At 72.3% G+C, this 26,230-nt stretch carries 28 protein-coding genes; 13 read left to right on the forward strand and 15 right to left on the reverse strand.

Features of this window, described 5'->3' with window-relative positions:
* Window positions 1-292: 292 nt before the first annotated feature.
* From Q7A36_RS20935 to Q7A36_RS20950, 4 genes are read left to right on the forward strand one after another with little or no spacing between them, the layout of a single operon-like run.
* Window positions 293-1,246, forward strand: coding sequence for an aliphatic sulfonate ABC transporter substrate-binding protein (locus Q7A36_RS20935; protein WP_305105687.1), 954 nt, complete (start codon window positions 293-295; stop codon window positions 1,244-1,246).
* An 11-nt stretch (window positions 1,247-1,257) separates the two neighbouring features.
* Window positions 1,258-2,400: an FMNH2-dependent alkanesulfonate monooxygenase gene (gene ssuD / locus Q7A36_RS20940; RefSeq protein WP_305105688.1), complete on the forward strand. Its 1,143-nt coding sequence runs from the start codon at window positions 1,258-1,260 to the stop codon at window positions 2,398-2,400.
* Window positions 2,397-3,230, forward strand: coding sequence for an aliphatic sulfonate ABC transporter permease SsuC (gene ssuC, locus Q7A36_RS20945; protein WP_305105689.1), 834 nt, complete (start codon window positions 2,397-2,399; stop codon window positions 3,228-3,230). The genes ssuD and ssuC overlap by 4 nt, the downstream gene beginning before the upstream one ends.
* On the forward strand, window positions 3,230-3,997 hold the full coding sequence (locus tag Q7A36_RS20950) for an ATP-binding cassette domain-containing protein (RefSeq protein ID WP_305105690.1): 768 nt from the start codon (window positions 3,230-3,232) through the stop codon (window positions 3,995-3,997). Before ssuC ends, Q7A36_RS20950 begins: the two co-directional genes overlap by 1 nt.
* Before the next feature lie 11 nt (window positions 3,998-4,008).
* Here the strand turns inward: Q7A36_RS20950 and Q7A36_RS20955 are convergent, their stop codons facing one another.
* Genes Q7A36_RS20955 through Q7A36_RS20965 form a run of 3 tightly spaced genes read right to left on the reverse strand, consistent with a single transcriptional unit; the run spans window position 4,009 to window position 6,012 of the window.
* Window positions 4,009-4,332, reverse strand: a complete 324-nt coding sequence (locus tag Q7A36_RS20955) for a HepT-like ribonuclease domain-containing protein (protein WP_305105691.1) — start codon at window positions 4,330-4,332, stop codon at window positions 4,009-4,011.
* Between the two features lie 35 nt (window positions 4,333-4,367).
* Window positions 4,368-4,661 carry a nucleotidyltransferase family protein gene (locus Q7A36_RS20960; RefSeq protein WP_305105692.1) on the reverse strand — a complete coding sequence of 98 codons (294 nt, stop codon included), beginning with the start codon at window positions 4,659-4,661 and terminating at the stop codon, window positions 4,368-4,370.
* Between the two features lie 37 nt (window positions 4,662-4,698).
* Window positions 4,699-6,012 (reverse strand): MFS transporter, encoded by a 1,314-nt coding sequence (locus tag Q7A36_RS20965; protein ID WP_305105693.1) that lies wholly within the window; start codon window positions 6,010-6,012, stop codon window positions 4,699-4,701.
* A 217-nt stretch (window positions 6,013-6,229) separates the two neighbouring features.
* Between Q7A36_RS20965 and Q7A36_RS20970 the strand changes: the two genes are divergently transcribed.
* The 3 genes from Q7A36_RS20970 to Q7A36_RS20980 are packed head-to-tail and all read left to right on the forward strand — an operon-like array spanning window position 6,230 to window position 9,857.
* Window positions 6,230-7,099, forward strand: coding sequence for an FAD binding domain-containing protein (locus tag Q7A36_RS20970; RefSeq protein ID WP_305105694.1), 870 nt, complete (start codon window positions 6,230-6,232; stop codon window positions 7,097-7,099).
* 5 nt (window positions 7,100-7,104) lie between these two features.
* Window positions 7,105-7,587, forward strand: a complete 483-nt coding sequence (locus Q7A36_RS20975; RefSeq protein ID WP_305105695.1) for a (2Fe-2S)-binding protein — start codon at window positions 7,105-7,107, stop codon at window positions 7,585-7,587.
* The gene (locus Q7A36_RS20980) at window positions 7,584-9,857 is read left to right on the forward strand and encodes a xanthine dehydrogenase family protein molybdopterin-binding subunit (RefSeq protein ID WP_305105696.1); all 2,274 of its coding nucleotides are present in this window, start codon (window positions 7,584-7,586) and stop codon (window positions 9,855-9,857) included. The genes Q7A36_RS20975 and Q7A36_RS20980 overlap by 4 nt, the downstream gene beginning before the upstream one ends.
* Before the next feature lie 88 nt (window positions 9,858-9,945).
* On the opposite strand, the gene Q7A36_RS20985 is transcribed toward Q7A36_RS20980, so the two are convergent.
* From Q7A36_RS20985 to Q7A36_RS20995, 3 genes are read right to left on the reverse strand one after another with little or no spacing between them, the layout of a single operon-like run.
* Complete coding sequence (locus tag Q7A36_RS20985; protein ID WP_305105697.1) at window positions 9,946-10,359, reverse strand: Rieske (2Fe-2S) protein; 414 nt, start codon at window positions 10,357-10,359, stop codon at window positions 9,946-9,948.
* Between the two features lie 4 nt (window positions 10,360-10,363).
* On the reverse strand, window positions 10,364-11,476 hold the full coding sequence (locus Q7A36_RS20990; protein WP_305105698.1) for an amidohydrolase family protein: 1,113 nt from the start codon (window positions 11,474-11,476) through the stop codon (window positions 10,364-10,366).
* Between the two features lie 59 nt (window positions 11,477-11,535).
* The gene (locus tag Q7A36_RS20995) at window positions 11,536-12,603 is read right to left on the reverse strand and encodes an amidohydrolase family protein (RefSeq protein WP_305105699.1); all 1,068 of its coding nucleotides are present in this window, start codon (window positions 12,601-12,603) and stop codon (window positions 11,536-11,538) included.
* A gap of 155 nt (window positions 12,604-12,758) precedes the next feature.
* Between Q7A36_RS20995 and Q7A36_RS21000 the strand changes: the two genes are divergently transcribed.
* Window positions 12,759-13,604, forward strand: coding sequence for an IclR family transcriptional regulator (locus Q7A36_RS21000; RefSeq protein ID WP_305105700.1), 846 nt, complete (start codon window positions 12,759-12,761; stop codon window positions 13,602-13,604).
* Between the two features lie 180 nt (window positions 13,605-13,784).
* Here the strand turns inward: Q7A36_RS21000 and Q7A36_RS21005 are convergent, their stop codons facing one another.
* The 7 genes from Q7A36_RS21005 to Q7A36_RS21035 all read right to left on the reverse strand — a co-directional run bounded on the left by Q7A36_RS21005 (window position 13,785) and on the right by Q7A36_RS21035 (window position 20,360).
* Window positions 13,785-14,603, reverse strand: a complete 819-nt coding sequence (locus tag Q7A36_RS21005) for an amidohydrolase family protein (protein WP_305105701.1) — start codon at window positions 14,601-14,603, stop codon at window positions 13,785-13,787.
* 77 nt (window positions 14,604-14,680) lie between these two features.
* Entirely contained in the window at window positions 14,681-15,418 is a 738-nt protein-coding gene (gene hisA, locus Q7A36_RS21010; protein ID WP_456306818.1) for a 1-(5-phosphoribosyl)-5-[(5-phosphoribosylamino)methylideneamino]imidazole-4-carboxamide isomerase, read from the reverse strand.
* A 141-nt stretch (window positions 15,419-15,559) separates the two neighbouring features.
* Window positions 15,560-16,150 (reverse strand): GNAT family N-acetyltransferase, encoded by a 591-nt coding sequence (locus Q7A36_RS21015; RefSeq protein WP_305105702.1) that lies wholly within the window; start codon window positions 16,148-16,150, stop codon window positions 15,560-15,562.
* Between the two features lie 2 nt (window positions 16,151-16,152).
* Window positions 16,153-16,803, reverse strand: coding sequence for an imidazole glycerol phosphate synthase subunit HisH (gene hisH, locus Q7A36_RS21020; RefSeq protein ID WP_305105725.1), 651 nt, complete (start codon window positions 16,801-16,803; stop codon window positions 16,153-16,155).
* Between the two features lie 8 nt (window positions 16,804-16,811).
* Window positions 16,812-17,198 carry a DUF2628 domain-containing protein gene (locus Q7A36_RS21025; protein ID WP_305105703.1) on the reverse strand — a complete coding sequence of 129 codons (387 nt, stop codon included), beginning with the start codon at window positions 17,196-17,198 and terminating at the stop codon, window positions 16,812-16,814.
* Window positions 17,198-17,824: an imidazoleglycerol-phosphate dehydratase HisB gene (hisB, locus tag Q7A36_RS21030; RefSeq protein ID WP_305105704.1), complete on the reverse strand. Its 627-nt coding sequence runs from the start codon at window positions 17,822-17,824 to the stop codon at window positions 17,198-17,200. Before hisB ends, Q7A36_RS21025 begins: the two co-directional genes overlap by 1 nt.
* Before the next feature lie 58 nt (window positions 17,825-17,882).
* Window positions 17,883-20,360, reverse strand: coding sequence for a methyl-accepting chemotaxis protein (locus Q7A36_RS21035; RefSeq protein ID WP_305105705.1), 2,478 nt, complete (start codon window positions 20,358-20,360; stop codon window positions 17,883-17,885).
* A gap of 129 nt (window positions 20,361-20,489) precedes the next feature.
* On the opposite strand from Q7A36_RS21035, the gene hslV reads away from it, so the two are divergent.
* The 4 genes from hslV (at window position 20,490) to Q7A36_RS21055 (ending at window position 23,089) form a co-directional block, all read left to right on the forward strand.
* Complete coding sequence (hslV, locus tag Q7A36_RS21040) at window positions 20,490-21,068, forward strand: ATP-dependent protease subunit HslV (RefSeq protein WP_305105706.1); 579 nt, start codon at window positions 20,490-20,492, stop codon at window positions 21,066-21,068.
* Window positions 21,068-22,393: an ATP-dependent protease ATPase subunit HslU gene (gene hslU / locus Q7A36_RS21045; protein ID WP_305105707.1), complete on the forward strand. Its 1,326-nt coding sequence runs from the start codon at window positions 21,068-21,070 to the stop codon at window positions 22,391-22,393. The genes hslV and hslU overlap by 1 nt, the downstream gene beginning before the upstream one ends.
* Window positions 22,394-22,472: 79 nt before the next feature.
* Window positions 22,473-22,697, forward strand: coding sequence for an AbrB/MazE/SpoVT family DNA-binding domain-containing protein (locus Q7A36_RS21050; RefSeq protein WP_305105708.1), 225 nt, complete (start codon window positions 22,473-22,475; stop codon window positions 22,695-22,697).
* Window positions 22,694-23,089 (forward strand): type II toxin-antitoxin system death-on-curing family toxin, encoded by a 396-nt coding sequence (locus tag Q7A36_RS21055; RefSeq protein ID WP_305105709.1) that lies wholly within the window; start codon window positions 22,694-22,696, stop codon window positions 23,087-23,089. The genes Q7A36_RS21050 and Q7A36_RS21055 overlap by 4 nt, the downstream gene beginning before the upstream one ends.
* Before the next feature lie 53 nt (window positions 23,090-23,142).
* On the opposite strand, the gene Q7A36_RS21060 is transcribed toward Q7A36_RS21055, so the two are convergent.
* Entirely contained in the window at window positions 23,143-24,147 is a 1,005-nt protein-coding gene (locus Q7A36_RS21060) for a VOC family protein (RefSeq protein ID WP_305105710.1), read from the reverse strand.
* A gap of 186 nt (window positions 24,148-24,333) precedes the next feature.
* Between Q7A36_RS21060 and Q7A36_RS21065 the strand changes: the two genes are divergently transcribed.
* Entirely contained in the window at window positions 24,334-25,143 is an 810-nt protein-coding gene (locus tag Q7A36_RS21065) for an EcsC family protein (protein WP_305105711.1), read from the forward strand.
* A gap of 166 nt (window positions 25,144-25,309) precedes the next feature.
* On the opposite strand, the gene Q7A36_RS21070 is transcribed toward Q7A36_RS21065, so the two are convergent.
* On the reverse strand, window positions 25,310-26,026 hold the full coding sequence (locus Q7A36_RS21070) for a response regulator transcription factor (RefSeq protein ID WP_305105712.1): 717 nt from the start codon (window positions 26,024-26,026) through the stop codon (window positions 25,310-25,312).
* Window positions 26,027-26,230: the final 204 nt, after the last annotated feature.

Here is a 26,230-nt window from a genome sequence, read left to right on the forward strand (position 1 = left end):
GGCGCACCAATGCGCGATCCCGGCCGCATATTCCACCCGTTCCACGATTCTTTGTGGCATGATGATTGACTGACCACGCCCTTGAGTCGTTAATATCCCCGCCGCCGGGGCATTCCGCCCCGGCACCGCGGGATTTGACCCATGCAGCTTGCGCCGCGTCACCAAGGGCTAAAGCGCTCCGTCTCCGGCGGGGCCGCCTCTCGCCCGACCTGTTGTCGGGCCTGATCGCCCCTTCCCCACCGCAGTTCCTGTCCCGAGCCGGCGCGGCCGACGCGCCCGGAGACCCCTTCGCATGTCCATCCTTCCCCAGGCCCCGCGCCGCGCGCTGCTCGCGCTCGCTGCCGGCGCGCCCTTCATCCGCACCGCCCGGGCCGAGGCCCGGCAGTTCCGCATCGGCTTCCAGAAATCCGGCCCACTGCTCTCCGCCCGGCAGAACGGCGATTTCGAGCGCGCGCTCGCGCCGCAGGGCATCGCCGTCTCCTGGGTGGAATTTCCCTACGGCCCGCCGCTGCTCGAGGCGCTGAACGTCGGCAGCATCGATTTCGGCGCGGTCGGCGACGCCCCGCCGATCTTCGCCCAGGCGGCGCGGGCGAAGCTGCTCTATGTCGCGGCAACGCCGAGCCGCGGCGCCAGCCAGGCCATCCTGGTGCCGCAGGACAGTCCGTTGCAGTCGGTGCAGGACCTGAAGGGCAGGAAGCTCGCCTTCGCGCGCGGCTCCTCCGCCCATAGCCTCGCGGTCGGCGCGGTGGAGAAGGCCGGGCTCGCCTGGCGCGACATCCAGCCCGTCGAGCTGCCGCCCGCCGATGCCGGCGCCGCCTTCGCCCGCGGCAATGTCGATGCCTGGAGCATCTGGGATCCCTTTTACGCCCTGACCGAGATCCAGCGGAACGCCCGCGTGCTGGTCGCCGGCGACGCGGTGGAGCCGCAGAGCAGCTACTTCCTGGCCAATCGCGGCTTCACCGAGGCCAATCCGCGCCTGGTCGCGGAGGCCGTGGACCTCCTCGCCGGGGTCGGCCGCTGGTCGGCGGCGCACCAGGAGGAGGTGGCGCGGCTGGCGAGCGAGGCGACCGGCCTGCCGATCGAGGCGACGCGCCGCGCCACCGGCCGCACCGCCTTCGACGTCGTGCCGCTCTCGGACGCCATCGTCGCGCAGCAGCAGCGCGTGGCGGACCGCTTCCACCGCCTCGGCCTCATCCCCCGCGCCGTCACCGTGCGCGACATCGTCTGGCAGAAGCCGGCGGCCTGAAGGGACATCCCATGAGCACGCAGTCCCCCCTCGACCTCTTCTGGTTCGTGCCGACCTCGGGCGATGGCCGCTATCTCGGCACCCGCCAGGGCGCCCGTCCCCAGGATTTCGGCTATCTCCGCGACGTCGCCATGGCCGCCGACCGGCTCGGCTTCGGGGGCGTGCTGCTGCCGACGGGCAACCAGTGCGAGGATCCCTGGATCACCGGCGCCGCCATCGCGCCCTTCACCCAGCGGCTGAAATTCCTCCTCGCGCTCCGGCCCGGCGTGCAGACGCCGGCGCAATGGGCCCGCCAGGCCGCGGCCTTCGACCGCATCACGGGCGGCCGGCTGCTGATGAACGTCGTCACCGGCGCCAACCCGAAGGAGCTGGCGGGCGACGGGATCACGCTGCCGCATGCCGAGCGCTACGCCCAGACCGAGGAATTCCTGACCATCTTCCGCGGGCTCTTCACCGAGCAGGGGATCGACTTCGAGGGGCGCTACCTCTCCTCCCACGGCGGCAAGAACCACTTTCCGCCGGTGCAGCGGCCACACCCGCCGCTCTGGTTCGGCGGCTCCTCCGAGGCCGGCATCGAGGTCGCGGCGAAGCATGTCGACACCTACCTGACCTGGGGCGAGCCCCCGGCCCAGGTCGCGGCGAAGCTCGAGGCCGTGCGGGCCCGCGCCGCGGCGCAGGGCCGGGCGGTGAATTTCGGCCTGCGCGTCCATCTCATCGTGCGCGAGACCGATGCCGAGGCCTGGGCGGCGGCGGAGCGGCTGATCTCGCATCTCGACGACGCGACCATCGCCGCGGTGCAGAAGCGCCGCAACGAGGACAGCGACAGCGTCGGCCAGCGCCTGCAGTCCGAGCTGCATGGCGGCAGGCGCGACCGGCTGGAGGTCTCGCCCAATCTCTGGGCCGGCATCGGCCTGGTGCGCGCCGGCGTCGGCACCGCCCTCGTCGGCAGTGCGGAGACGGTGGCGGCGCGGCTGCGGGAATACCAGGCGCTCGGCGTTTCCACCGTCATCGCCTCCGGCTACCCGCATCTCGAGGAGGCCTATACGGTGGCGGAGCTGCTCTTCCCGCAGCTCGGCATTGGGGAGGCGCCGCAGCCCGCGGTTGCGGCGCGCGACTTCGTCGCGGCCAATTCCTACGGGACGCTGGCGGCATGAGCGACGCGGTCCTCTCCGCGCGCGAGGTGGCGGCGCCGGCTTCCCGCCGGCCCGCGCTCGCCTGGCGCGGCCTCGGCCGCGGCGCGCTGCCCTGGCTGCTGCCCGCGCTGCTGCTGCTGGCCTGGCAGGCCGGCAGCATGGCAGGCTGGATCGAGGAGGACATCCTCCCCGCCCCCTCCGCCGTGGTCGCGGCGGGATGGGATCTGGCGCGCTCGGGCGAGCTGCTGGAGAATATCCGGGTCAGCACCTGGCGGGCGCTGGCGGGCTTCGCCATCGGCGGCGGCCTCGGCCTGGCCTTCGGCTTCCTCACCGGCCTCTCGCGCCTGAGTGAGCGGCTGCTCGATTCCAGCGTGCAGATGCTGCGCAACATCCCGCATCTCGCGCTGATCCCGCTGGTGATCCTGTGGTTCGGCATCGACGAGGCGGCGAAGCTCTTCCTCGTCGCCCTCGGCAGCTTCTTCCCCGTCTACGTCAACACCATGCACGGGGTGCGCTCGGTCGATCCGCAGCTCGTGGAAATGGGCCGCGCCTATGGCATGGACGGCGCGACGCTGTTCCGCCGCGTGGTGCTTCCGGGCGCGCTACCCTCGATCTTCGTCGGGCTGCGCTATGCGCTCGGCATCATGTGGCTGACGCTGATCGTCGCCGAGACGATCGCGGCGAATTCCGGCATCGGCTACATGGCCATGCATGCGCGGGAGTTCATGCTGACCGACGTGGTGGTCTTCTCCATCCTGGTCTATGCGCTGCTGGGGAAACTCGCCGACAGCGTCGCGCGGCTGCTGGAGCGGCTCTGCCTCTCCTGGAACCCGGCCTACAGGAGCGCGTGATGGACGGCATGGTCCTTCCGGCGCGCGCCGGGGCGGCGGCCGCGGTGCGCATCCGCGGCCTGCGCAAGGCCTTCGACGGTCCGGCGGTGCTGCAGGGCATCGACCTCGACATCCCCGCGGGGCAGTTCGTCGCCATCGTCGGCCGCAGCGGCTGCGGCAAGTCCACCCTGCTGCGGCTGATTGCCGGCCTCGATGTGCCGAGCGGCGGCACCCTGGCGCTGGAGGGCGCGGATGGCGCGCTGCCGCCCGCCGCGGCGGTGCGGCTGATGTTCCAGGAGCCGCGGCTGCTGCCCTGGTCCTCCATCCGCGGCAATGTCGAGGTCGGCCTCGACCGCGGCACGCCGCTGGCGCTGCGGGAGGAGCGGGCCCGCGCCGCGCTGGCCGAGGTGGGGCTGGCCGAGCGTGCGGCGGAATGGCCCTCGGTCCTCTCGGGCGGGCAGAAGCAACGCGTGGCGCTCGCCCGCGCCCTGGTTAGCCGCCCGCGCCTGTTGGCGCTGGACGAGCCGCTCGGCGCGCTGGATGCGCTGACGCGCATCGGCATGCAGGCGCTGGTCGAGGAGGTCTGGCGCGCCGAGGGCTTCACCGCCGTGCTGGTCACGCATGACGTGGGGGAAGCGGTGGCGCTGGCCGACCGGGTGATCCTGCTGGAGCAGGGGCGGGTGGCGATGGATGTCGCCGTGGACCTGCCCCGGCCGCGCCGGCGCGGCGACGCCGCGCTCGCGGGGCTGGAGGCGCGGATCCTGGAGCGGCTGCTGGACGGGCGGTAGCCAGCGCCGGGTCAGCCTTCCGGGCCGGCCCGGATCGCCGCGATCTCGGCCTCCACGGCATCCCGCAGGGCCGGCAGGTCCTGCTGCAGCAGCGCCCAGAGGATGGGCGGCGCGACCCGGTGGTACTCGTGGCGGAGCACGTTGCCTATCCCGGCGACCTTCCGCCACGGTACTGCCGCATGGCGTGCCTTCATGGCCGGCGGGAGATGGCGGCTGGCCTCGGAGACGATCTCGAGTCCGCGCTCCACCAGCCAGCGGCTGCGCCAATCCGCCTCGAAGGCGTCCGGCGTGACGCCGGCGATGGCCGCCTCGATGTTCCGGATTGCCTCGGCCATGTCCAACAGGCGTGGCAGGGGCGACGCCTTCGGCATCAGAAGACCTGGATCGCCGCGGCCTCGACCCCTGGCCGGATCACCGGGTGCAGCGCGTCCCGTGTCGTGACATCGGCCTTTCGCCCCAGCGCCGCCGCGGCGAGGTCCTGCGCCTCCATCAGCCCGAACAGCCCGAGCCGGCCTTTCTCGTAGTCGAGGAAGAGGTCGACATCCGACCGCGGCCCGGCCTCGTCCCGCGCCACGGAGCCGAAGAGCCAGAGGCCGGTGACGCCGAGGCGGCGCAGCGCCGCCTCCTGCCCCTTCAGCCGCGCGATCGCCTCGTCCCGCCGCATCGGTCCCGTCCTTCCGGGACCATCATAGCATAACGTCTCACCCCTCCAGCACCCGCCCGCGGCTCTCCGGCAGGGTCCACATCGCCACCGCCGTCACCAGGCTGGTCAGCGTCACGTACCAGGCGGGGGAGGTCGGGTCGCCCGTCGCCTCGATCAGCCAGGTGATGACGAACTGCGTCGTCCCGCCGAAGAGCGAGACGCCGACCGCATAGCCGATCGCCATCCCGGTCGCCCGGATCGAGGCCGGCAGCAGCTCCGGGACCACCACCAGCGCCGCCGTGCTGCTGGCCGAGGTCAGGCCGGTGATCGTCACCGTCGCGGCGAAGAGCGTCGCCATGCTGGGGTGCGAGGTCAGCAGCAGGAAGAGCGGCACGGCGATCACGGCCAATATGATCCGCGGGACCAGCATGACCGGCCGCCGGCCGTAGCGGTCGGCCAGCCAGCCGCCGAGCAGCGAGAAGACCAGCGTCCCGGCCCCGCCCATCACCGTCGCCGCGAGCGCGATGGAGGGCGGGAAGTGCAGCGTGGCGATGGCATAGGTCGTCATGTAATTGCCGACATAGGTCGCCACCGTCCCGCCGAGGATCAGCAGCACCGCCATCCCGATCAGCCCGGCATGGCGGCGGAGCTGCCCGCTCGGCGCCGCCTGCGCCTGGCCATGCTCCAGCGTCTCCGGCATCGCCCGCCGCAGGAAGATGGCGACCGGGACGAGCGCGAGGCAGAGCAGGAAGGGCACGCGCCAGCCCCAGGCGACGAGGTCGTCGTGGTCCAGCAGCAGCGACAGCACCGTCCCGACCGCGCCCGCGGACAGCGCCGCGATGCCCTGGCTGGCGAGCTGCCAGCTTCCATAGAAGGCGCGCCGGCCGGGCGGGGCGATCTCGATCAGGAAGGCGGTGGCGGGCCCTACCTCCCCGCCGAGCGCCAGGCCCTGCACCAGACGGCAGAACACGACAATGAGAGGCGCGGCGATGCCGATGCTGGCATAGGAGGGGGTGAGGGCGAGGCCGATGGTGCCGACCGTGATCATGACGATGGTCAGCAGCATGGCGGGCCGCCGCCCGGCGCGGTCGGCATAGGCACCGATCAGCACGCCGCCGAGCGGGCGGAAGACAAAGCCCACGCCGAAGACGCCGACCGAGAGCAGCAGGCTCATGAAGGGCGTGGAGGCCGGGAAGAAGGCCTGGCCGATATAGACCGCGAAGAAGGCGTAGGTGACGAAGTCGTAGAATTCCAGGGCGTTGCCGGCGACGGTCGCGGCCACCACCCGGGTCGGCACGCGCCGCGCGGTCCCTGCCCCGTCGCGTCGCGCCTCCGTTCCCGCCGCGGCCGGGGCCACTGCTTGCGATTGCATCCTGCCATGTCCTCCTCGGCCGGCGCGCGCCGGGCCATGCGGCAACAACTCGGCAGGGCGCCGGGCGGATCGTCCCGGCAGGCGAAACGACCCACCCGCGCCCGAGGGGGGCTTTGCCCGCCGGCCATGCCAGCGTAGCCTTCGTTCCGACCTCTGCGCCTGACCAGGGGCGGTGTCCCGCCCGCGGGACGCGGGGGAACGGACAACGGAAGCGAGCATGACGGACATCCGATATCTGGCGCCGCAGTCGCTGGAGGAGGCGGTCAGCGCCTTCGCCGCGGCGCAGGGCGCGGCGCGCATCCTGGCCGGCGGCACGGACCTGCTGGTCCAGATGCGCAACGGCATGGTCAGGCCCGGCCTGATCCTCGACATCAAGAAGATCCCGGCGCTGACCGAGATCGCCGAACTGCCGGATGGCGGCCTCCGGATCGGCGCGGCCGTCTCCGGCGCGACGCTGGCCGAGCATGCCAGCTTCGGCCGGGCCTGGCCGGGCGTGCTGGAGGCGATCAACCTCATCGGCTCGAAGCAGGTGCAGGGCCGCTGCTCGCCGGGCGGGAATCTCTGCCACGGCTCCCCGGCGGCCGACAGCGTGCCGGCCATGGTCGCGGCCGGGGCGGTGGTGACCATCCAGGGCCCGAAGGGGCGGCGCGAGTTGCCGGTGGAGGCCGTGCCGGTCGGGCCGGGCCGGACCGCCCTGCAGCCCGGCGAGATCCTGGTCAGCTTCACCCTGCCGCCGCGCCCGGCGGGCTCGGGCGATGCCTATCTGCGCATGATCCCGCGCACCGAGATGGACATCGCCGTCGTCGGCTGCGGCGTGAACCTGACGCTGCAGGGCGGCGTGGTCGCCGCGGCGCGCGTGGCGCTCGGCGCGGTCGCACCCACCGTGCTGCTGGTCGAGGACGCGGCCAGGGCGCTAATCGGCTCGCGGCTCGAGGATGCGGCGCTGGCCGCGGCGGCGGCCGCCTGCAGCGCCGCCTGCAAGCCCATCAACGACAAGCGCGGCACCATCGCCTACCGCACCAAGGTCGCCGGCGTGCTGCTCAAGCGCACCGCCGCCATCGCCGCGCAGCGCGCCGGGGGGAATTGAGCGCCATGCCGAAGGTCCATGTCACCACCACCATCAATGGCGAGCCGGCGGAGTTCCTCTGCGACCCCGACCGGAGCATGCTCGACGTGCTCCGCAACACGCTTGGCCTGACCGGCACCAAGGAAGGCTGCGGCACCGGCGATTGCGGCGCCTGCAGCATCACGGTGGATGGCCGCCTGGTCTGCGCCTGCCTGATGCTGGCGGTCGAGGCCGAGGGCCACGAGGTCGCCACCATCGAGGGCATGGCGCAAGGCGAGCGGCTGCACCCGCTGCAGCAGAAATTCCTGGAGATGGCGGCACTGCAATGCGGCATCTGCACGCCCGGCGTGCTGGTCGCGGCCAAGGCGCTGCTCGACAAGAACCCGAACCCGACCGAGACCGAGGTGCGCTTCGGCCTGGCCGGCAATCTCTGCCGGTGCACGGGCTACGACAAGATCGTCCGGGCGGTGCTCGACACCGCCGCCGAGATGCGGGAGGCCGTCCAATGAACGTCATCAGCGACAGGCTGCAGGTCGAGAACAACAAATGGATCGGCACGCGCACCATCCGCCCGGACGGCGCGGACAAGGTGACGGGACGCGCCACCTATGCCGCCGACAACACCATGCCCGGCATGATCTGGGGCAAGGTGCTGCGCAGCCCGCATGCGCATGCGCGGATCCGCTCCATCGATACTTCGAAGGCCGAGGCGCTGCCGGGCGTGAAGGCGGTAGTGACGGCGAAGGACATCGTGGAATTCCCGCTGGACAAGTCCGTGATGCTCGGCATCCAGGACATGCGCTGGATGTGCCGCAACGTCATGGCGCGGGAGAAGGCGCTGTTCCATGGCCATCCCGTCGCCGCGGTCGCGGCGATCAACGAGGAGGTGGCGGCCGAGGCCTGCCGGCTGATCGCGGTGGACTACGAGGTCCTGCCGCATGTCATCGAGATCGAGGACGCGATCAGGCCCGACGCGCCGATCCTGCATGACTTCCTGAAGTTCGAGGACAAGCCCTCCAACATCTCCGCCACCATGGTGGCGAAGCTCGGCGACGTGGAGGCCGGCTTCGCCCAGGCGGACGTGATCGTGGAGCGGACCTTCCGTACCCGCCCGGTCCACCAGGGCTATATCGAGCCGCAGGCCTGCACGGTCAGCTATGCCGCGGACGGCCGCGCGACGATCTGGTCCTCCTCCCAGGGCCAGTTCATGGTCCGGGCGATGACCTCGCTGCTCACGGGCGTGCCGCAGAGCAACATCAAGGCGATCCCGGCCGAGATCGGCGGCGGCTTCGGCGCCAAGACCATCATCTACCTCGAGCCGCTGGCGCTGATCCTCTCGAAGAAGTCCGGCCGGCCCGTGAAGATGGTGATGTCGCGGGACGAGGTGATGCGGGCGACCGGCCCGACCTCCGGCTCCTTCAGCACGGTGAAGATCGGCGCCAAGAAGGACGGCACCATCGTCGCGGCGCAGGGCACCTTCTACATCCAGGCGGGCTGCCTGCCCGGCGGGCCGCTGCGCGGGCCGGTCGGCTGCGCCTTCGCGCCCTACGAGATCCCGCACGTCCTCTCGGTCGGCTACGAGGTCGTCTCCAACCGCTCCAAGGTCGCGGCCTATCGCGCGCCGGGCGCGCCGCTCGGCGCCTATGCGGCCGAGAGCGTGCTGGACGAGGTCGCGGCGAAGCTCGGCATCGACCCGCTGGAGATGCGGCTGAAGAACAGCGCGAAGCCCGGCAGCAAGGCCGCCTATGGCGCCACCTTCGGCAAGGTCACCTTCGAGGAGACCATCGAGGCGATCCAGAACCACGAGCACTACAAGGCACCGCTCGAGCGCAACCCGCGCCCGGGCGTGAAGCGCGGCCGCGGCGTCGCCTCCGGCTTCTGGTACAATGCCGGCGGCGAGTCCTCGGCGCAGGTGAACATCACCGAGGACGGCAATGTCCTGGTGACGACCGGCCATCCGGACGTGGGCGGGTCGCGCGCCTCCATCGCCAATGTCACGGCGGAGCTGCTGGGCATCGAGCACGGCCGCGTCTCCGTGCAGATCGGCGACACCTCCTCCATCGGCTTCTCCAACCTCACGGGCGGCAGCCGCGTCACCTTCGCCTCGGCGATGGTGGTGACGCAGTCCACCGAGAAGGTGATCGGCCAGTTGAAGGAGCGCGCGGCGAAGATCTGGAAGATCGACCCGGAGGCGGTGACCTGGGAGAATGGCGAGGCACGGCCGGCCGGCGCCAATGCCGGCCAGTTCCCGCCGCTGACGCTGCAGGAACTGGCGGCGAAGGCGAACGAGATGGGCGGGCCCATCGGCGCCGGCGTGCAGCTCAACACCACCGGCGCCGATCCCGGCTTCGCCACGCATTGCGTGGATGTCGAGGTGGACACCGATCTCGGCATCGTCCGGGTGCTGCGCTACACCGCGGCGCAGGATGTCGGCCGCGCCCTGCACCCGAGCTATGTCGAGGGCCAGATCCAGGGCGGCGTGGTGCAGGGCATCGGCTGGGCGCTGAGCGAGGAATACCTCTACGACAGCCTCGGCCGCCTCGACAATGCCAGCTTCCTCGACTACCGCATGCCGGTCTGCTCCGACGTGCCGATGATCGAGCCGGTCATGCTCGAGATCCCGAACCCGAAGCACCCGCAGGGCGTGCGCGGCGTGGGCGAGGCGCCGATCGTCCCGCCGCTCGCGGCCATCGCCAATGCCGTCCATGACGCGCTCGGCATCCGCTTCACCGCGCTGCCGATGTCGCCGCCGAAGGTGCTGGAGGCGCTCGAGGGCTGACGCCCTCCGCGCCGGTCATCGCAGGACGCCCCGCGCGGGATGCCGCGCGGGGCGTCCGTCATCCGATGCCTGAATCCGCCCGGGCCGGCTAGAGCGTCAGCACCACATAGTCCTGCTCGACGGAGACGCTCACCGTCTCCGCCTTGAAGGGGCCGCGGGCCAGCGCCTCGCCCGGTTCCACCGCGACATCGTAGGTGCGCGCCTTCACCTCCTCGGGCTCGCACCAGGACTGTCCCGTCCGGATGTCGAACTCCCAGCAATGCCAGGGGCAGCGGATCATGGTGCCGGGCCGGCCCAGCCGGTACTCGCCGGGCAGCGGCGCCTCCAGCCGGCTGACGATGGCGCCGGTGCAGAGCGCCGCGCCCTGGTGCGGGCAGCGGTTGACCAGGGCATGGAACGCGCCGTCCAGGTTGAAGACGCCGATCTCCCGCCCGCGGATCGTCACCAGCTTGCGGCCGCCGGGCGGGATCTCCGCGACGGCCGCGACGACGTGCTTGGCCATTCCCTCAGTCCAGCCGGTACAGCGCCATGGCGTTCTCGCGGTAGATCAGCCGCGCCCAGTCCTCCGGCAATGGCACCTTGAAGGCGTAGCGCGGGTCGTCCTGGTCCCAATGCGGATAGTCGGTCGAGAACAGGATGCGGTCGGGCCCGATCCATTCGATGGTCCGCAGCATGTCCTCGGGCCGCTCCGGCTCCTCCATCGGCTGGGTGGAGACCCAGAAATGCTCGCGGATGGTCTCGGAGGGGGCGCGCTTGAGATGCGGCACCTCCGCCTTCAGCCGCGGCCAGTGCCTGTCGAGCCGCCAGGCGAGCGAGGGCAGCCAGGCGAAGCCGCCCTCCACCAGCACCACCTTCAGGTCGGGGATCTCCTCGAACACGCCCTCGCAGACCAGGCTGGTGACCAGCGTCTGCATGGACTGCACGTAGCTCGGGTGCTCCTCGTGGTAGAAGCTCGGCCAGCCGCCGCCGGTGCTGGCATGGCCGCTGGTGCCGCCGAGATGCAGCGAGATCGGGAAGCCGTTCGCCGCACAGGCCGCCAGGATCTTCCGGTAGCGGTGCCGCCCCAGCGGCTCCAGCCCGCGCGGTGGGATGTTCACCTGGGCGAAGCGGGGATCGCCGGCGCGCGCCTCGATCTCGGCGATCGCGCTCTCCTCGTGCTCGATCGTGACCTGCACGCTCGCCTTCAGCCGCGGCTCCGGGTCGCAGAAATGGGCGCATTGCCATTCGTTCACCGCCGTCGCCATGGCGGCGCCGAACTCGACATTGCGCTCCGCCGCCGCGCCGCCGACCAGCGGCGCCAGCAGCCCGGCCCTGACGTCGAAGAGGTCCAGCAATTGCTCCCGCATGAGCTGCAGGTCGGAGCCGGGCGGGCTGCCGTCCTTCGGCCAGGCATCGCCGCGCATGCCATTGCCCGGCGACATGCGGGGATAGAGCGAGGTGCGCCCCAGCCCCTGGCGGGACCGGCCGCCGATCGTCCGCCGGTGCTCCCGCCAGCGGGCGGAGAGGAAGGGGTCGAAATCGGCCGGCGTGCGGAAGTAGGGGTGCACGTCGCAATCGACGAAGCCCAGGTGCTGCTGGGCCGGCCGCTCGATCCTCGGGTCACGGAGCGCCACGTTCATCGCAGGTCTCCTCCTGTGTTGTCAGACGGGCTGGTTGGCCCCGCGGCCATCGGGCCGCATCAGCCGGCCGCCAGCCGCGGATAGGTGGCCAGCGGGTTCTCCACCGTCATCTTCCGGACCAGCGCCGGCGGCAGGCCGGCGGGCAGCGGCCCGTCCTCCCGCTCCCAATGCCAGTGCGGGTAATCGGTCGCGAAGAGCAGCAGCTCGTCCGAGCCCAATTGGTCCAGCAACACCTCCAGCGACCGCGCACCGGGCGGTGCGTCGAAGGGCTGCGCGGTCAGCCGCACATGCTGCCGGACGAGGTCGGCCGGCAGGCGGTTCAGCCAGGGCACCTCGGCCCGCACGCCGCGCCAGGTCTTGTTGATGCGCCAGAGGCTGGCGGGCAGCCAGCTCACCCCGCTCTCGATCAGCACCACGCGCAGGCCGGGGAATTTCTGGAACACGCCCTCCGCCAGCAGGGAGTTCAGCGCGGCGGCGAAGCCCTGGGCATAGGAGACATAGTCCTCCAGGTAGAAGGACCCCCAGCCGCCCGCGCTCGGCGGGTGGCGGAAGCTCGATCCGGCATGGATGCCGATGGGTAGCCCATGCTTCTCCGCCGCGCGGTAGATGGGCCACATCAGGCGGCGTCCCAGCGGAATCTCCGCCATCGCCAGCAGCAGCACCTGCACGAAGCGCCGGTCGGGCGCGAGGCGCTCGATCTCCTCCGCCGCCAGGTCCGGGCTGTGCACCGGCACGACGATGGAGGCGCGCAGCCGCGGGTCGCGCTCCAACCACTCCGCAGCCAGCCAGTTGTTCAGCGCACGGCAGAGCGCGGCGGAGAGGTCCTCGCTCATCACCATCTGTGCGCCATGGATGACGTTGCAGATCGCCGCCGCCGGCCGCAGCGGATCGAGGAGATGCGCCTGCAACGCGGCCAGGCTGCTGCCGGCCGGCGCGCCCTCCAGCCGCCAGTCCGGCCTCGCGGCGATCGGCGCGCCGGACGGATAGGCGCTGGTGTCGAAATTCTCCCGCTCGAGGCCCCGCCGCTCCACATGCTCTCGCCAATAGGGGTCGAGATGCGGCAGCAGCGCGCGCATGCCGGGCGGCACCACATGGATGTCGCAGTCGATCGTCCCGGCCGGGATCATGCCCTGCCCCGATGCCGTCCGGCCTGGTCCGTCATCCACCCTCCCCGCGCGTGAGGCGGTTGCTCCCGCGCCTGTTTTCCGCTAACAGGAAATAGCTTTCCGTGAAGCGAAACATGGGCGGGGTTCCGGCGTCAACCGGCAAGCCCCGACATCGCATGGCTGTGGAGGAGGAGATGGACGGGCATGGCAGCGTGGCGCGCGGCGTCACGCCGGGCGAGCGCGGGCTGGAGCAGAGCTTCGGCCGCACCGCGGCGATCCTCGACGCGCTATCGGATGCCGGCGAGACCGGGCTGCGCTTCGTCGACCTCGTCCGCGCCACCGGCTTCAGCCAGACCACGGTGCACCGCCTGGTCGCGGCGCTCGCCGAGCACGGCTTCATCGAGCAGGACCGCGGCGGCGGGCGCTACTTCCTCGGCCTCCGCCTGGCCGGCTGGGCCTTCGCGGCCGCCAACCGCTTCGGCATCGCCGAGGTCGCGCAGCCCGTCATGCAGTCGCTCTCCGACGCGACGGAGGACACGGTCTATCTGACGCTCCGCTCCGGCGACATGGCGATCTGCGTCTCGCGCATCGAGGGCGCCTATCCGATCCGCGCGGTGGTGACCAAGCCGGGCGACCGGCGCGTCCTCGGCCTCGGCGCCGGCAGCGTGGCGCTGCTCGCCTTCCTCGAGGACCCCGCGGAGATCGAGCGGCTGCTGCGCCTGCCGGAGCAGCGGGCCGGCCGCGCCGCCCGCGGGGTGGACGAGGCGCGGGTGCGGCACTGGATCGAGACCTCCCGCCGGGACGGCTACACCCTGGTGCAGGATCTCGTGCCGGGCACCAGCGGGCTCGGCCTGCCGCTCTTCGGGCCCGGCGGCGATCCGGTCGCGGCGCTCAGCCTCGCCGCCATCTCCGGCCGGCTGGAGCCGCCGCGCCTCGGGCAGGTGCTGCGCCTGCTGCGGGAGGCGACCGCCGAGATCCAGGCGCGCATGCGGCCGATGCGGAAAACCCAACCGCCGCGGTGACGTTGACGCTTGACCCGCAGCGGTTCCCGTGCTTCTCTTCAGAGGAAGGCGATTTCCTCTCAAAGGAAACACCTTCCGGACCGGCCGAAGGCCGGCCGCGGAGTGGAACGTCCCTCAAAAACAACGCAACGGGCCGCGGCCGGCAGGTCGCGGCCCGAACTGCATCGCGGGGCTGGCAGATCATTCGAAGCGGAGGTTCCAGCCGAGCCAGTCGCAGAGTGCCCGGCCCATGACGAGCTCGAGATCGCGCCCCGTCAGCCAGGGCAGCTCCTCCGTGAAGAAGGTCACGCATTGCCGCCAGCTGCAGGGCATGCGGGTGATGTCGGTGCCCCAGAAGAAGCGCTGCGGACCGAAGGTGTCGAAGATGCGCCGCAGCCCGTCCTGGATGTTCCGGTAGGGATAGGGCTGCGTCGAGTAGTGCGGCGCGCCGGTCGCCTTCACCGCGACATTGGGCAGCCTCGCCAGGGCCAGCAGCTCGTCCAGCCGGGCGAAGGCGGCCTCGTCCTGCGCGGTGCGCACCAGGCCGCAATGGTCGATGATCAGCTTGAGGTTTGGATGCGCCTCGGCGATCCGCCGGAACTCCGGCAGGAAGAGCCCGGCGAGGGTGGCGACCGGAATGCCCGCGCGCTCGGCGGCCGGCCAGACCCAGTCCAGCGTGCCGTCACGCAGCCATGCCTGCTGGCGCGGGTCCAGCAGCGCCCAGCGCAGGCCGAGCATGCCGGGCTGGTCCTTCCAGCCCTCGATCAGACCGCGGCTCTCAGGCCGGTCGGGCGGGAACTGGCCGAGCACGGCGAAGCGGTCGGGGTGGCGGCGCGCCGCCTCCACCGCCAGGGCGTTCGAGTCGGGGTCCCAGCTCGGCGGATGGATCAGCGCGGCATGGACGCCCGCCTCCTCCATCCCGCGCAGCGCCTCCTCCGCCGTGAAGGCGGGCAGCCTGCGATGCGACCCGGTCGGCGTGCCGCCGGACCAGAGATGGATCTGGGCATCGACGATCTTCATGCGGCCGTTCCTCCCATGGCGTCGGGGGAGGATGCCGCGCGCGGCGGGCCGCCCTCAAGCCGGGGGCAGCCGGTGCCCTATCGCTGCTGCACCAGCGCCAGCGCCGCCGCGGGGTCGATGCGGCCGTCATAGAGGGCGCGGCCGATGATCACGCCCTCGATCCCCTCGCCCGTCACGCCCGACAGCGCCGCGAGGTCGTTCAGCGAGGCGACGCCGCCCGAGGCGATGACCGGCAGCTTCACCGCGCGCGCCAGCGCCAGCGTCGCCTCCAGGTTCACCCCGCCCAGCATCCCGTCCCGCTCGATATCGGTGTAGATGATGGCGGCGGCGCCGGCATCCTCGAAGCTCCGGGCCAGGTCGGTGGCCGGCACGGTGCTGACCTCCGCCCAGCCTTCGGTGGCGACCAGCCCGCCGCGCGCATCGATGCCCACCGCGACGCGGCCGGGCCAGGTCCGGCAGGCGGCCTTGGCGAAGTCGGGGTCCTTCACCGCGGCGGAGCCGAGGATGACGCGGCGCACCCCGCGGTCAAGCCAGGCCTCCACCGTCTCCATCTTGCGGATGCCGCCGCCGAGCTGGACGGGCACGCCGGGGATGGCGGCGAGGATCGTCTCCACCGCCGCGGCATTGGCCGGGCGGCCGGCGAAGGCGCCGTCGAGGTCCACCACATGGATCCAGGGAAAGCCGAGCGCGGCGAAGCGCCGCGCTTGCGCCCCGGGCTCGGAGGAATAGACCGTCGCCTTGGACATGTCGCCGCGCTTGAGGCGGACCACCTGCCCGCCCTTGAGGTCGATGGCGGGATAGAGCGTCAATGCCATTGGACCAGCGTCCCGATTCCGAAGTTTGCCGCCAGCAGCGGCGCCCTTCGGATCGCGCCACCAGCCTTTGTTGTCAGTGGCCTGCCGGTCCGCGGCGACCGCAGCCGATGGCTGCGGGGTTCGCGGTCAGGGCAGGGGACACTAGCGACCCATCACCTTCCCGGTGCTGCGGCCGCGGCCGGGCTCCAGAAGCTTGTAGTAGTAGTGCCCGGCGACCGTGCGCCCGTTCACCCGGGCATAGGCGGGGTGCGTGCCCCAGCGCTCATAGCCGAGGGTCTCGAAGAGCGATATGGCGGTGGTCTGCGTCTCCCGCACATCGAGGTTCACGACCCGGTGGCCGAGGGAGGCGGCGCGCTCCTCGACGCGCCGGATCATCAACCGTGCCAGGCCATGGCCGCGGGCATAGGGCGCGATATAGGCGTGGGTGAGGGTGGCGCCGAAGGCCTGCGCCTCGTTGTTCCGGGGCGGCCGGACGAGCTGCGCGCTGCCGACCACCAGGCCGTCGAGCCGGGCGATGAACAGCTCGCGCTCCGGCACCAGCATGACGCCGCGGAAATGGCGCTGCAGCGCGGCGCGGCCCTGCGGCTCGATCCAGCCGAAGCCGCCGCCCTCGATGATGGCGGCATCCGTCGCCTCGCAGAGCTCCGCCATGTCGTGGTCGTCGAGCTCGGTGACGCGCTCGACCGACAGCTCGGGCTCGCGGATGACCGGCGGGTCCGTGAGCTCCTTCATGCTCATGGGGTCCACCGGAGGAAGTTGGCGAGGATGCGAAGACCCACGGAGGCGCTCTTTTCCACGTGGAATTGCGTGCCGGCGATGTTGCCGCGCCCGACGATGGCGACGACCGGTCCGCCGTAATCGGTGGTCGCCAGCACCTCCTCGGCATGATAGCCGCTCAGGGCATAGGAATGCACGAAATAGGCGTGCTCGCCGGGAGAAATTCCCGCAAGAAGCGGGTGCCGGCCCGCCGGGAAGTCCAGCGTGTTCCAGCCCATCTGCGGCAGCGGCAGCGGGGCGCCGTCCGGCCCCTTCGGGGCCATCGGCGCCATCTCCCCCCGGATCCAGCCGAGGCCGGGCGTCACGCCGTGCTCGAGCCCACGCTCGGCCATGATCTGCATCCCGACGCAGATGCCGAGCAGCGGCGTGCCTGCGGCGACCCGGCGTTCCAGGGTCGCCACCATGCCGGGCAGCGCCGTCAGGCCGCGCATGCAGGCGGCGAAGGCGCCCTGGCCCGGCAGGATCAGGCGGTCGGCCGCCGCCGCCTCCGCCGCCTCCGTGGTGACGGCGGCGGCGATGGGGATGCCGGCATCGGCGGCCGCGCGGTCGAGCGCCCGCAGCACCGAGGCGAGATTGCCCGAGCCGGGATCGACCACGGCGATGCGCATCGGCGCGCTCATGCGCGGAGCCCTCGGGCAAGCTCTGGCCGGGCGTCGAGCAGCCGCGCGAGCGCGAGGTCCTCGTCCGGCGCGGCGAGGACATGCGCGGCGGGGCGGCCCTGCCGGGCCAGCGCGGCGCGGCGCAGGTCCCGGGCATGGGCGCCGAGCAGGAATTGCAGCGCGAGGGCGATGGGGAAGGCCGCCTCCTCGGGCACCAGGGCGGCCAGCAGCAGGACGATGCCGATATAGGCGACCGCCTCAAGCCAGAGCCTGTGCCAGAGCAGCCAGGGCAGGGCGAGGAGGAAGGCGCCCCAGGCGAAGCCTTCCGGCACGAGCACGGGCGCATGCCGGGATCGCGCGGCGTCGCCTGCGCCGCGCGGCAGGTGGACGGTCCAGATGCGCATCAGGCCTCCAGGACCCCCTTCGTGGAGGGCACCGCATCAGGGGAGCGCGGATCCGTCTCCACCGCCATGCGGAGGCTCCGGGCCAGCGCCTTGAAGCAGGCCTCGGCGACATGGTGCGCGTTGGTACCCGCCTTCAAGGCCACATGCAGGGTGATGCCGGCATTGAAGGCGAAGGCGCGGAAGAACTCCTCGAATAGTTCCGTGTCCATCTCCCCCACCTTGTCGCGGGCGAAGGGGACGGACCAGGCGAGGAAGGGGCGGCCGGAGATGTCGATTGCCGCCTCGGCCAGCGCCTCGTCCATCGGGATCAGCGCCTGGCCGTAGCGCCGGATGCCGCGCTTGTCGCCCAGCGCCTTCCGCAGGCACTGGCCGAGGACGATGCCGACATCCTCCGTCGTGTGGTGGAAGTCGATATGCAGGTCGCCCTTGGCCTCGACCACGAGGTCGAAGAGGGCGTGCCGGCCGAGCGCGGTCAGCATGTGGTCGAGGAAGCCGATGCCGGTGGCCACCTGGACCTGGCCGGTGCCGTCGAGCAGCAATTCCGCGTGGATGGCGGTCTCGGCGGTGCGGCGGTCGATGGTCGCCTGGCGTGGCGGAGTCGGCGCGCGGGTGCCTGGAGCGTCCATGGCCGGGATGTAGCCGCCTCCCTCGGCCTTGGCGAGAGCCAGGCCGCGGGAGGATGGCTCAGGCGGCCGCGCGTGCCGCCCCGGCCGGGCCGAGGCAGGCGGTCAGCGCCGCCGTCACGGCAGGATCGGGGGCATCGAAGCGGAGCCGCAGCCGGAGGCTGCCCTCCACCCCCGCCGCGTCGAGGCCCGCGGCGGTCACCGGCACCGGCAGGCCGACCCCGTCGATTCGCAGGCTCGCCCGCTCGCCCGGTTGCGGCGGCTGGCTGCCGGCCGGCAGCAGCAGCGCCGCGCCACTGGCCGAGATGTCGCCGATCTCCCCGACCAGCGGCGGCCGGCCCGGCGCGGCGGGATCGAGCTGCGCCCGCCGTCCCTGCCCGGGATAGCGCGGCGCGAGGCGGCGGTCGGTCTCCGGGCTCGCGCCGCGGATGAGGCGCACGATCGCGGTCTGCAGGGCGCTGGAGGCGCCCTCGGCCGCGACGGCGGCCTCGCGGACCGAGTTCGCCCGCTCGCCGGCGCTGGCCACCGCGGTGCTCACGGTGCGGATCTGGCCGGTCACTTCACGGGCGGCGGCGGCGGTGCGCGCCACCGTCTGGGCGATCTCGCTCGTCGCATCGGCCTGGTGCTGCATGACCGTGGCGATGGTGGCGGAGGCGGCGTCGGTCTCGCGGATGGCCGCCGCGATCTCGCCGACCGCGGCGATGGTGCCGGTGGTAGCCTCGCCGATCTCCTGCACCTGGCGGGCGATCTCCTCGGTCGCCGCGGCGGTCTGGCTGGCGAGCGCCTTGACCTCGGTGGCGACCACGGTGAAGCCCTTGCCCGCCTCGCCGGCCCGCGCCGCCTCGATCGTCGCATTGAGGGCGAGGAGGTTGGTCCGGCCGGCGATGTCGGTGATCAGCCGCAGGACATCGGCGATCCGGGCGGCCGCCTCGGAGAGGCTGGCGATCCGGGCCTGGCTGGCTTCGGTGCGGGCCACCGCCCGGCGCGCGGCGGCCGTCGCGCCATCCACCTGGGCGGTCACCTGGCGGATGCTGGTGGCGAGTTGCTCGGCCGAGGCGGCGCCGGCCTGGGTATCGGCCAGCACCTGCTCCGTGGTGGCGGTGACCAGGGCGGCGCTGCGGGCGATGCCGCCGGCCATCTCGGCCAGGGCGCCGGCATCCGCCATCATCGCCGTGGTGCGCTGGTTGATGTCGGCCACGGCGCTGCGGGCGGTGGTCTCGACCTGTTCGGCCATGTGCCGGACCGCGGCGCGCGTCTCCGCCTCGGCCCGGGCCTGGGCGCCGGCCTGCTCGGCCTCCATCCGCGCCTTCTCGGCCAGGCCCGCGCGCAGCACCAGGATGGCGGCGGCGAGGCGGCCGACCTCGTCCTGCCGGGCGGCACCCGGGATCGCGGCACCGAGATTGCCGGCCGCGAGCTGCTCCGTGGCCAGTTCCAGCCGCCGCAGCGGCCGGGCGACGCGGCCGATGACGACCCAGCCCGCCGCGCCGGTGACCGCCAGGCTGAGGGCGAGCAGGGCGAGGGCGATGGTGAGGCTGACCCGGTGGTCGGCGACCAGCGCCGCGGCCCGCGCCTCGCTGACCCGCCCGGCGGCGTGCATGATCCCGAGCAGCGCGTCGATCTGCGGATTGGTGGTGGCGACGAAGGCGGGCGCCGCCATCGGGTACTGGCCGCCGGGCGCGGCCGCACCGGCGGCCACCATGCGGTCGACCAGGGCGCGGAAATCCTCGAAATACCCGCGGCGGCCCTCGGCCATGGCGGCGCGCAGCGCGGGGTCGACCGCCTGGTCCGCCTCCGGGACGAGGTTGCGCAGCTCGTCCCACAGCAGGTCGACGCGCGTCCGGTTGGCGGCATTGGAGGCCAGCTTCTCCGGGGCGAGCGGCCGGCCGGCGGCGATGGCGGCGGCGGCGTCGGAGCGTTCGATGCCCGAGGTCTCGCGCAGCCGCCAGCCCAGCTCTTTGATCACGGCGAGGCGGGCGAGGACCGGGTCCTGGCCGGCGATCGCGTGCACCGCGGCGTACCAGAGCCTGAGCGCGGCATTGACCGAGGCGGTGATGGTCGGGAGGTAGTCCTTGAGCAGCGCCGGGTCGCGGGCCTCGCGCGGCTGCGGCAGCGCCGCATCGGCGCGCCGGCGCATCTCCTCGGCGCGGACCAGGGCGGTGTCGAGCTCGGCCAGCAGCGCCTCCCGTCCGGGGAAGGCAGCGGTCGCCAGCGCCGCCCGGCCGGGCAGGAAGCTCTCCCGCACCGCGGTGCGCCGGCGCTCGATCTCCTGGCGGGCTTCCACGCTGGCCGGATTTGCCGCCTGCAGGGCGTTGTTGGTCGCCAGGCGCTCCAGCAGCACCTCGAGCACCCCGGCGACGAACCGGTTGGCGCCGGCATTGGCCGCCTCGCCGGCGCGGGCGAGCCGCAATTCCTGCCAGTCCGCGGCGGACTGCCAGCCGAGCGCCGCCATGCCGAAGGCGGCCAGGCAGGCCAGCGCGGCGAGGAGACTGGCACGGATGGTCAGGGCGAAGCCGGGCTTCGCCGTGTCACGGGAGGTCATGCTCGCGGCATTCCTGGGTTTGGGTTGCCGCATCGCAGCGAATGTTAAACCGTAAATGGATCGGGCGGCGCGGCCAGCCCGCCGGACGGGGGCATTGCGGGCCGCGCGGCCCGTGGCCACATCCGCCGGATGCACACGCATTCGCATGCCCCGCAGGGGCATGACCCCCTCGGCTGGCACGGCACCACCATCCTCTCGGTCCGCAAGGGCGGCCTCGTCGCCATGGCGGGCGACGGCCAGGTCTCGCTCGGCCAGACCGTGGTCAAGGGCAATGCCCGCAAGGTCCGCCGCATCGCCAATGGCCGCGTGCTGGCGGGCTTCGCCGGCGCGACCGCCGATGCCTTCACCCTGCTCGAGCGGCTGGAGGCCAAGCTCGAGCGCTTCCCCGACCAGCTCGAGCGCGCCTGCGTCGAGCTCGCCAAGGACTGGCGCTCCGACCGCTACCTCCGCCGGCTGGAGGCGCTGCTGGCGGTCGCCGATTCCCGCCGCTCCCTGCTGCTGACCGGCCAGGGCGACGTGCTGGAGCCGGAGGATGCGGTGATCGGCATCGGCTCGGGCGGCAATTACGCGCTCGCCGCCGCCCGCGCCCTGCTGCCCGTCGACGACCTCTCGGCCGAGGAGATCTGCCGCCGCGCCATGCGGATCGCCGGCGACATCTGCGTCTACACCAACGGCAACATCGTCCTCGAAACCCTGGAAACCGCGTAATGGCCGTCGAAGCCGTCAACCTCTCCCCGCGCGAGATCGTCTCCGAGCTCGACCGCTACATCGTCGGGCAGAAGGACGCCAAGCGCGCCGTCGCCATCGCGCTGCGCAACCGCTGGCGCCGGCAGCAACTGCCGGAGGGCCTGCGCGAGGAGGTGGTGCCGAAGAACATCCTGATGATCGGCCCGACCGGCTGCGGCAAGACCGAGATCGCCCGCCGCCTGGCCAAGCTCGCCAATGCTCCCTTCCTGAAGGTGGAGGCGACCAAGTTCACCGAGGTCGGCTATGTCGGCCGCGACGTCGAGAGCATCGTCCGCGACCTGGTCGAGGTCTCCATCACCCAGACGCGGGAACAGTCGCGCAAGGGCGTGCAGGCCAAGGCGGAGCTGGCCGCCGAGGAGCGGCTGGTGACGGCGCTGGTGGGCGAGGGCGCCTCCGGCGAGACGCGGATGAAGTTCCGCCGCATGCTGCGCGAGGGCAGCCTCGAGGGCCGCGAGATCGAGGTGCAGGTGGCCGATGCGGGCGGCGGCCTGCCGATCGGCATGATCGACCTGCCGGGCAACCAGGGCATCCAGATGCAGAACATGCAGGAGATGCTCGGCAAGATGTTCGGCGGCCGCACCAAGCCGCGCAAGATGACGGTGGCCGAGGCACGGCAGGTCCTGCTGAAGGACGAGGCCGACAAGCTGGTGGACCAGGAGGAGCTGACGCGCTCCGCCGTCGCCAATGCCGAGAACAACGGCATTGTCTTCCTCGACGAGATCGACAAGATCGCGCGGGGATCCGACAACGGCGTGCGCGGCGGCGATGTGAGCCGGGAGGGCGTGCAGCGCGACCTGCTGCCGCTGATCGAGGGCACGACGGTTACCACCAAGCATGGCCCGGTGAAGACCGACCACATTCTCTTCATCGCCTCCGGTGCCTTCCACCTGAGCAAGCCGTCGGACCTGCTGCCGGAGCTGCAGGGTCGCCTGCCGATCCGCGTCGAGCTCTCGGCGCTCACGCGCGACGACTTCCGCCGCATCCTGACCGAGCCGGAGCACAGCCTGATCAAGCAGTATGTCGCGCTGCTGGGGACGGAGGGCGTGACACTCGAGGTGGGGGGCGACGCGGTGGACGCCATCGCCGACCTTGCCGCCGACATCAACGCCAAGGTCGAGAATATCGGCGCGCGGCGCCTGGCGACGGTGATGGAGCGGCTGCTGGAGGAGATCAGCTTCACCGCCAGCGACCGCCCGGGCGAGCGGGTGCCGGTGGACGCCGCCTATGTGCAGGAGAAGGTGGCGCCGCTGGCAGGCAGCGCGGATCTGAGCCGGTACATCCTGTAGCACGGATGTTATAACAGACTTGTGGACAGCCCGGCGGCACAGGCGTTATAACGCCTGTGCCAACCTGGGGATGATCACCATGGCCACGCTGAAGCTGCGCGCGATCGGGAACTCGGTGGGCGTGGTGCTACCGAAGGAGCTGCTCTCGCGCCTCGACTTGCAGGAGGGCGACACGCTGCATGCAGTGGAGACTCCGGAGGGCCTCACCCTGTCCCGGCTCACCCCGGACCAGCAGGAGCAGCTCCGCATCGGCCGCGAGGTGATGCGGAAGTACCGCAACGTGCTGCGCGAACTGGCGAAGTGAGCAGCGAGCCGGTTTGGCTCGACGACCAGGTCCTGCGGCTCCTGCACCGGGCGGCGCTCGCGGAGCATGGCGGGCTGGAAGGCCTGCGCGACCCCGGCCTGCTGGAGAGCGCCCTCGCCCGCCCCCGGAACCTCCAGGCCTATGAGGGGGAGAGCGACCTGTGCCGGCTGGCAGCGAGCTATGCCGGCGGGATCGTGCGCAACCACCCCTTCGCGGATGGCAACAAGCGCACGGCCTTCATCGCCGCCGTCGTCTTTCTCGAGCTGAACGGCCTCGTCCCCGATTTGGCGGAAGGCGAGGCGATCGCCGCTGTCTTCGACCTCGCCGCCGGCGACCTCCCCGAGGAGGGCTTCGCCGCCTGGCTGCGCGACAACACCCGCACCCGCGGCTGACCCGCTGCAGCGGAGTCACGCTCCCGGACGTGCACGCCCGTCCGCGACCCGCTCTACTCCGCCGCCCGCGCCGCGTCCCACCAGGGGCAGACGCCCGCCATCCGCTGGTAATTGCCCTCCATCACCTGCAGCGGCGCCCGCGGGAAGGCCGGGCGCATGAAGGGCGGCGGCTCGGCCGGCATCGGGCCGTCGCCGCCCAGCGCGTCGAACAGCCCCTTGTGGCCCCAGAGGCTGCCGAGGCTCGTCAGCTCCTCCGGCTGCCAGGTGGCGTCGTCCACCTCCCGCCCGCCCCAGCCATACTCGACCAGGATGGGCGAGGGCGTGCGCATGTAGAAGGAGGTCATCAGGTCGTTCGGGTGCCGCCCCAGCGTCGCCGCCACCCGCGCCGGGTCGGCCGAGACCATGTCATAGGCGCGGCCGACATCGTCGAAGGCGTAGAGCTCCATCATCAGGTGGTGCAGCATCCGCTGCGGCCCCTCCACCAGGGCTAGGGTATGGTGGCGGGCATTGACGTGCAGGAAATAGGCCGAGACCGGGCCGCGCATGTAGTCGCTCACCTTGAAGCCCAGCAGGCCGCAGTAGAACTCCAGCGCCGGGCCGAGCTGCGGCACCATCAACAGCACATGCCCCATGCCGAGCGGCCCGGCGCGGAAGCCGGCGATGTCGCGGCCGGGCCGGAAGGGCTCATCCGCCACCTGCCCACCATGGAAGGCCTCCAGCCGGTTGCCGGCGGGGTCCTGGAAGCTGATCAGCCCGGCGACGCAACGCTGGTCCGCGAGCGCCCGGCCCTCCCAGCGGACAGGCGTGCCGGCGGCCTCCAGCCGCGCCGCCAGCGCCTCCAGCGCCGCGGCATCGGCGACCTCCCAGCCCAGCAGGTACTCGCCCTCCGCCCAGGCGCTGTCCACCAGCAGGCGCTGCTTGCGGTCGTCCATGCGGAAGGCCCGGTAGCCGCCGCCGCGGTCCACCGCCTGCAGGCCAAGCTCGCGCGTCGCGAAGTCGGACCAGGCCCCGGGCTGCGCCACGCCGAGACCGAGATAGCCGAGTGCCTGGACGGCCATGCCTCTTCTCCCTGAAACCGCCGGCCCTGGCCGGCACCATGTTGCGGGCGCGGCTATGCAACGGTACGACGGCAGCGGCTGTGCCGGAGCGCACAGGCCCCGTCACGTTGCAGTGACAGGCGGGCGCGGCATCCCCATCCTTCCGGCAGGCGAACTCCCGCCGCAGCCACGGGTTGATCCCCCGCCATGAGCGACACCGACCGCAGCCTCCCCACCCCCGCCCTGCCCGCCGAGGCGCTCGCCGAGCTCGACGCCGCCGTGGTGGTGTTGGAGGGCACCTCGCTGCCCGTCCGCCTCGCCGCGCTGGTCGGCGGCTCGGTCGAGGCGCTGAAGCGCCGCCTGCCGGAGGTCGCGCAGCGCGGCCTGGACGGCGCCGTGCGCCGCGCCCTCGGGGCGGCGATGCAGGCCGCGCTCCGCAGCGGCCCGGACCGCCGGCCGGGACGCCTGCCGAAGGAATGGCTGCATCGCGGGCTGCTCGCCGCCTCCGGCGCCGCGGGGGGCGCCCTCGGCCTGGTGGGCACGCTGGCGGAACTGCCGGTCTCGACCACCCTGCTGCTGCGCCAGGTCGCCGCCATCGCCGCCGAGCAGGGGGAGGACCTGACGGATCCGCAGGTGCAGGCCGAATGCCTGAAGGTCTTCGCCCTCGGCGGCCGCAGCCCCTCGGACGACGAGGCGGAGAGCGGCTATTTCGCGCTCCGCCTGGCGCTGGCCGAGGCGGTGCAGACCGCGGTCGGCCGCGGCGTGGCGCAATTCCTGCCCGGCTTCCTCGGGGCCATCGCCGCGCGCTTCGGGGCGCCCGTGGCCCTCAAGCTCTCGGCCCAGGCGGCGCCGGTGGTGGGCGCGGCCGGCGGCGCGGCGATCAACCTCGCCTTCCTCGAGCATTTCCGGGCCATCGCCCGGGCGCATTTCACCGTCCGCCGGCTGGAGCGCCGGCACGGCCCCGCGCTGGTCCGCGCCGCCTATGAGCGGCTGCGGCAGCACCCCGTCGCGGCCTGAGCAGATCCCCCGGGCGTCGCGTCCGCACCAGGACCCAGGCAGCCCCTCGCGGACATGCCAGGGCCCGCGCTATGCAGGCGGCGCCCCGGGTGTCGGGCGGACCGGCCCAGACTCCCGGGCCGTCCGGCGCCTCGGTCGTCGGCGTGCCTTGTATGTTTGGCGCGCCTCAGGCCGCCGCCTGGCCCGCCGCCGGGTCCAGCCGGTAGCCGCCGCCCTCGGTCAGCAGCAGCCGGGCGTTGCTGGGATCCGGCTCGATCTTCTGCCGGAGACGGTAGATATGCGTCTCCAGCGTATGGGTGGTGACCGCGCTGTTGTAGCCCCAGACCTCGTTCAGCAGGACCTGCCGCCCCACCGGCCGCCCGCCGGCGCGGTAGAGGTATTTCAGGATCGCGCTCTCCTTCTCCGTCAGCCGGATCTTCCGGTTGCGCGCCGGCTCCATCAGCAGCTTGGCGGAGGGGCGGAAGGAATAGGGACCGATGATGAAGACCGCGTCCTCCGAATTGTCGAAGACGCGGAGCTGGGCGCGCAGCCGGGCCAGCAGCTCGTTCAGCCGGAAGGGCTTGGCGATGTAGTCATTGGCCCCGGCATCGAGGCCGCGGACCACATCGGCCTCGGCATCCGCGCCGGTCAGCATGATGATCGGGATCTTCAGCCCCTGCCGCCGCAGCCGGGCGCAGAGCTCCCGCCCGTCGCCGTCCGGCAGGCCGATATCGAGCAGCACGGCGTCGAAGCGGGCCTGGCCGGTGGTCAGCATCTCCTCGGCCTCGGAGGCGGTGCCCGCCTCCTCCGGTGCGAACTCGCCGTCGAGCGACAACTGCTCCGCGAGCGTCGCGCGCAGCGCGGCGTCGTCATCGACGATCAGCAGGGGGCGCGGACCGGCCATGCCTTCTCCGGGGATTGTGTATGCGAATCGGCCAACGCAACTAGCCTAGCCCGATGGCGAAGCTGGGGCAGTGCTGTCAAGACCCCACATGGGTTTGCAGCCCCGGGTGGCGCAAGCGGGTACGGCTCTCGTTTATTTCGTTCACCCTCCTGTCAGGCGCCGTTTCGGTGCCACATTCGGGGCGCGCCATGCCCTGGCGTAGGA

It is taken from the genome of Paracraurococcus lichenis (assembly GCF_030657435.1).
Taxonomy (GTDB): domain Bacteria; phylum Pseudomonadota; class Alphaproteobacteria; order Acetobacterales; family Acetobacteraceae; genus Paracraurococcus; species Paracraurococcus lichenis.

What these genes read in the sequence shown, in the direction of transcription:
- Q7A36_RS20955 (WP_305105691.1), bottom strand. Translation starts at nt 4,332, where the DNA reads ATGGCCGAGGCAATCCGGAACATCGAGGCGGCCATCGCCGGCGTCACG.
- Q7A36_RS20975 (WP_305105695.1), top strand. Translation starts at nt 7,105, where the DNA reads ATGCCGAAGGTCCATGTCACCACCACCATCAATGGCGAGCCGGCGGAG.
- Q7A36_RS21015 (WP_305105702.1), bottom strand. Translation starts at nt 16,150, where the DNA reads ATGAAGGAGCTCACGGACCCGCCGGTCATCCGCGAGCCCGAGCTGTCG.
- ssuD (WP_305105688.1), top strand. Translation starts at nt 1,258, where the DNA reads ATGAGCACGCAGTCCCCCCTCGACCTCTTCTGGTTCGTGCCGACCTCG.
- Q7A36_RS20990 (WP_305105698.1), bottom strand. Translation starts at nt 11,476, where the DNA reads ATGAACGTGGCGCTCCGTGACCCGAGGATCGAGCGGCCGGCCCAGCAG.
- Q7A36_RS21070 (WP_305105712.1), bottom strand. Translation starts at nt 26,026, where the DNA reads ATGGCCGGTCCGCGCCCCCTGCTGATCGTCGATGACGACGCCGCGCTG.
- Q7A36_RS20935 (WP_305105687.1), top strand. Translation starts at nt 293, where the DNA reads ATGTCCATCCTTCCCCAGGCCCCGCGCCGCGCGCTGCTCGCGCTCGCT.
- Q7A36_RS20950 (WP_305105690.1), top strand. Translation starts at nt 3,230, where the DNA reads ATGGACGGCATGGTCCTTCCGGCGCGCGCCGGGGCGGCGGCCGCGGTG.
- hisH (WP_305105725.1), bottom strand. Translation starts at nt 16,803, where the DNA reads ATGCGCATCGCCGTGGTCGATCCCGGCTCGGGCAATCTCGCCTCGGTG.
- Q7A36_RS20960 (WP_305105692.1), bottom strand. Translation starts at nt 4,661, where the DNA reads ATGCGGCGGGACGAGGCGATCGCGCGGCTGAAGGGGCAGGAGGCGGCG.
- Q7A36_RS21050 (WP_305105708.1), top strand. Translation starts at nt 22,473, where the DNA reads ATGGCCACGCTGAAGCTGCGCGCGATCGGGAACTCGGTGGGCGTGGTG.
- Q7A36_RS21000 (WP_305105700.1), top strand. Translation starts at nt 12,759, where the DNA reads ATGGCTGTGGAGGAGGAGATGGACGGGCATGGCAGCGTGGCGCGCGGC.
- Q7A36_RS20995 (WP_305105699.1), bottom strand. Translation starts at nt 12,603, where the DNA reads ATGATCCCGGCCGGGACGATCGACTGCGACATCCATGTGGTGCCGCCC.
- ssuC (WP_305105689.1), top strand. Translation starts at nt 2,397, where the DNA reads ATGAGCGACGCGGTCCTCTCCGCGCGCGAGGTGGCGGCGCCGGCTTCC.
- Q7A36_RS21025 (WP_305105703.1), bottom strand. Translation starts at nt 17,198, where the DNA reads ATGCGCATCTGGACCGTCCACCTGCCGCGCGGCGCAGGCGACGCCGCG.
- hslV (WP_305105706.1), top strand. Translation starts at nt 20,490, where the DNA reads ATGCACACGCATTCGCATGCCCCGCAGGGGCATGACCCCCTCGGCTGG.
- hisB (WP_305105704.1), bottom strand. Translation starts at nt 17,824, where the DNA reads ATGGACGCTCCAGGCACCCGCGCGCCGACTCCGCCACGCCAGGCGACC.
- Q7A36_RS21065 (WP_305105711.1), top strand. Translation starts at nt 24,334, where the DNA reads ATGAGCGACACCGACCGCAGCCTCCCCACCCCCGCCCTGCCCGCCGAG.
- Q7A36_RS21060 (WP_305105710.1), bottom strand. Translation starts at nt 24,147, where the DNA reads ATGGCCGTCCAGGCACTCGGCTATCTCGGTCTCGGCGTGGCGCAGCCC.
- Q7A36_RS20980 (WP_305105696.1), top strand. Translation starts at nt 7,584, where the DNA reads ATGAACGTCATCAGCGACAGGCTGCAGGTCGAGAACAACAAATGGATC.
- Q7A36_RS20985 (WP_305105697.1), bottom strand. Translation starts at nt 10,359, where the DNA reads ATGGCCAAGCACGTCGTCGCGGCCGTCGCGGAGATCCCGCCCGGCGGC.
- Q7A36_RS21035 (WP_305105705.1), bottom strand. Translation starts at nt 20,360, where the DNA reads ATGACCTCCCGTGACACGGCGAAGCCCGGCTTCGCCCTGACCATCCGT.
- hslU (WP_305105707.1), top strand. Translation starts at nt 21,068, where the DNA reads ATGGCCGTCGAAGCCGTCAACCTCTCCCCGCGCGAGATCGTCTCCGAG.
- Q7A36_RS20970 (WP_305105694.1), top strand. Translation starts at nt 6,230, where the DNA reads ATGACGGACATCCGATATCTGGCGCCGCAGTCGCTGGAGGAGGCGGTC.
- Q7A36_RS21005 (WP_305105701.1), bottom strand. Translation starts at nt 14,603, where the DNA reads ATGAAGATCGTCGATGCCCAGATCCATCTCTGGTCCGGCGGCACGCCG.
- Q7A36_RS20965 (WP_305105693.1), bottom strand. Translation starts at nt 6,012, where the DNA reads ATGCAATCGCAAGCAGTGGCCCCGGCCGCGGCGGGAACGGAGGCGCGA.
- hisA (WP_456306818.1), bottom strand. Translation starts at nt 15,418, where the DNA reads ATGGCATTGACGCTCTATCCCGCCATCGACCTCAAGGGCGGGCAGGTG.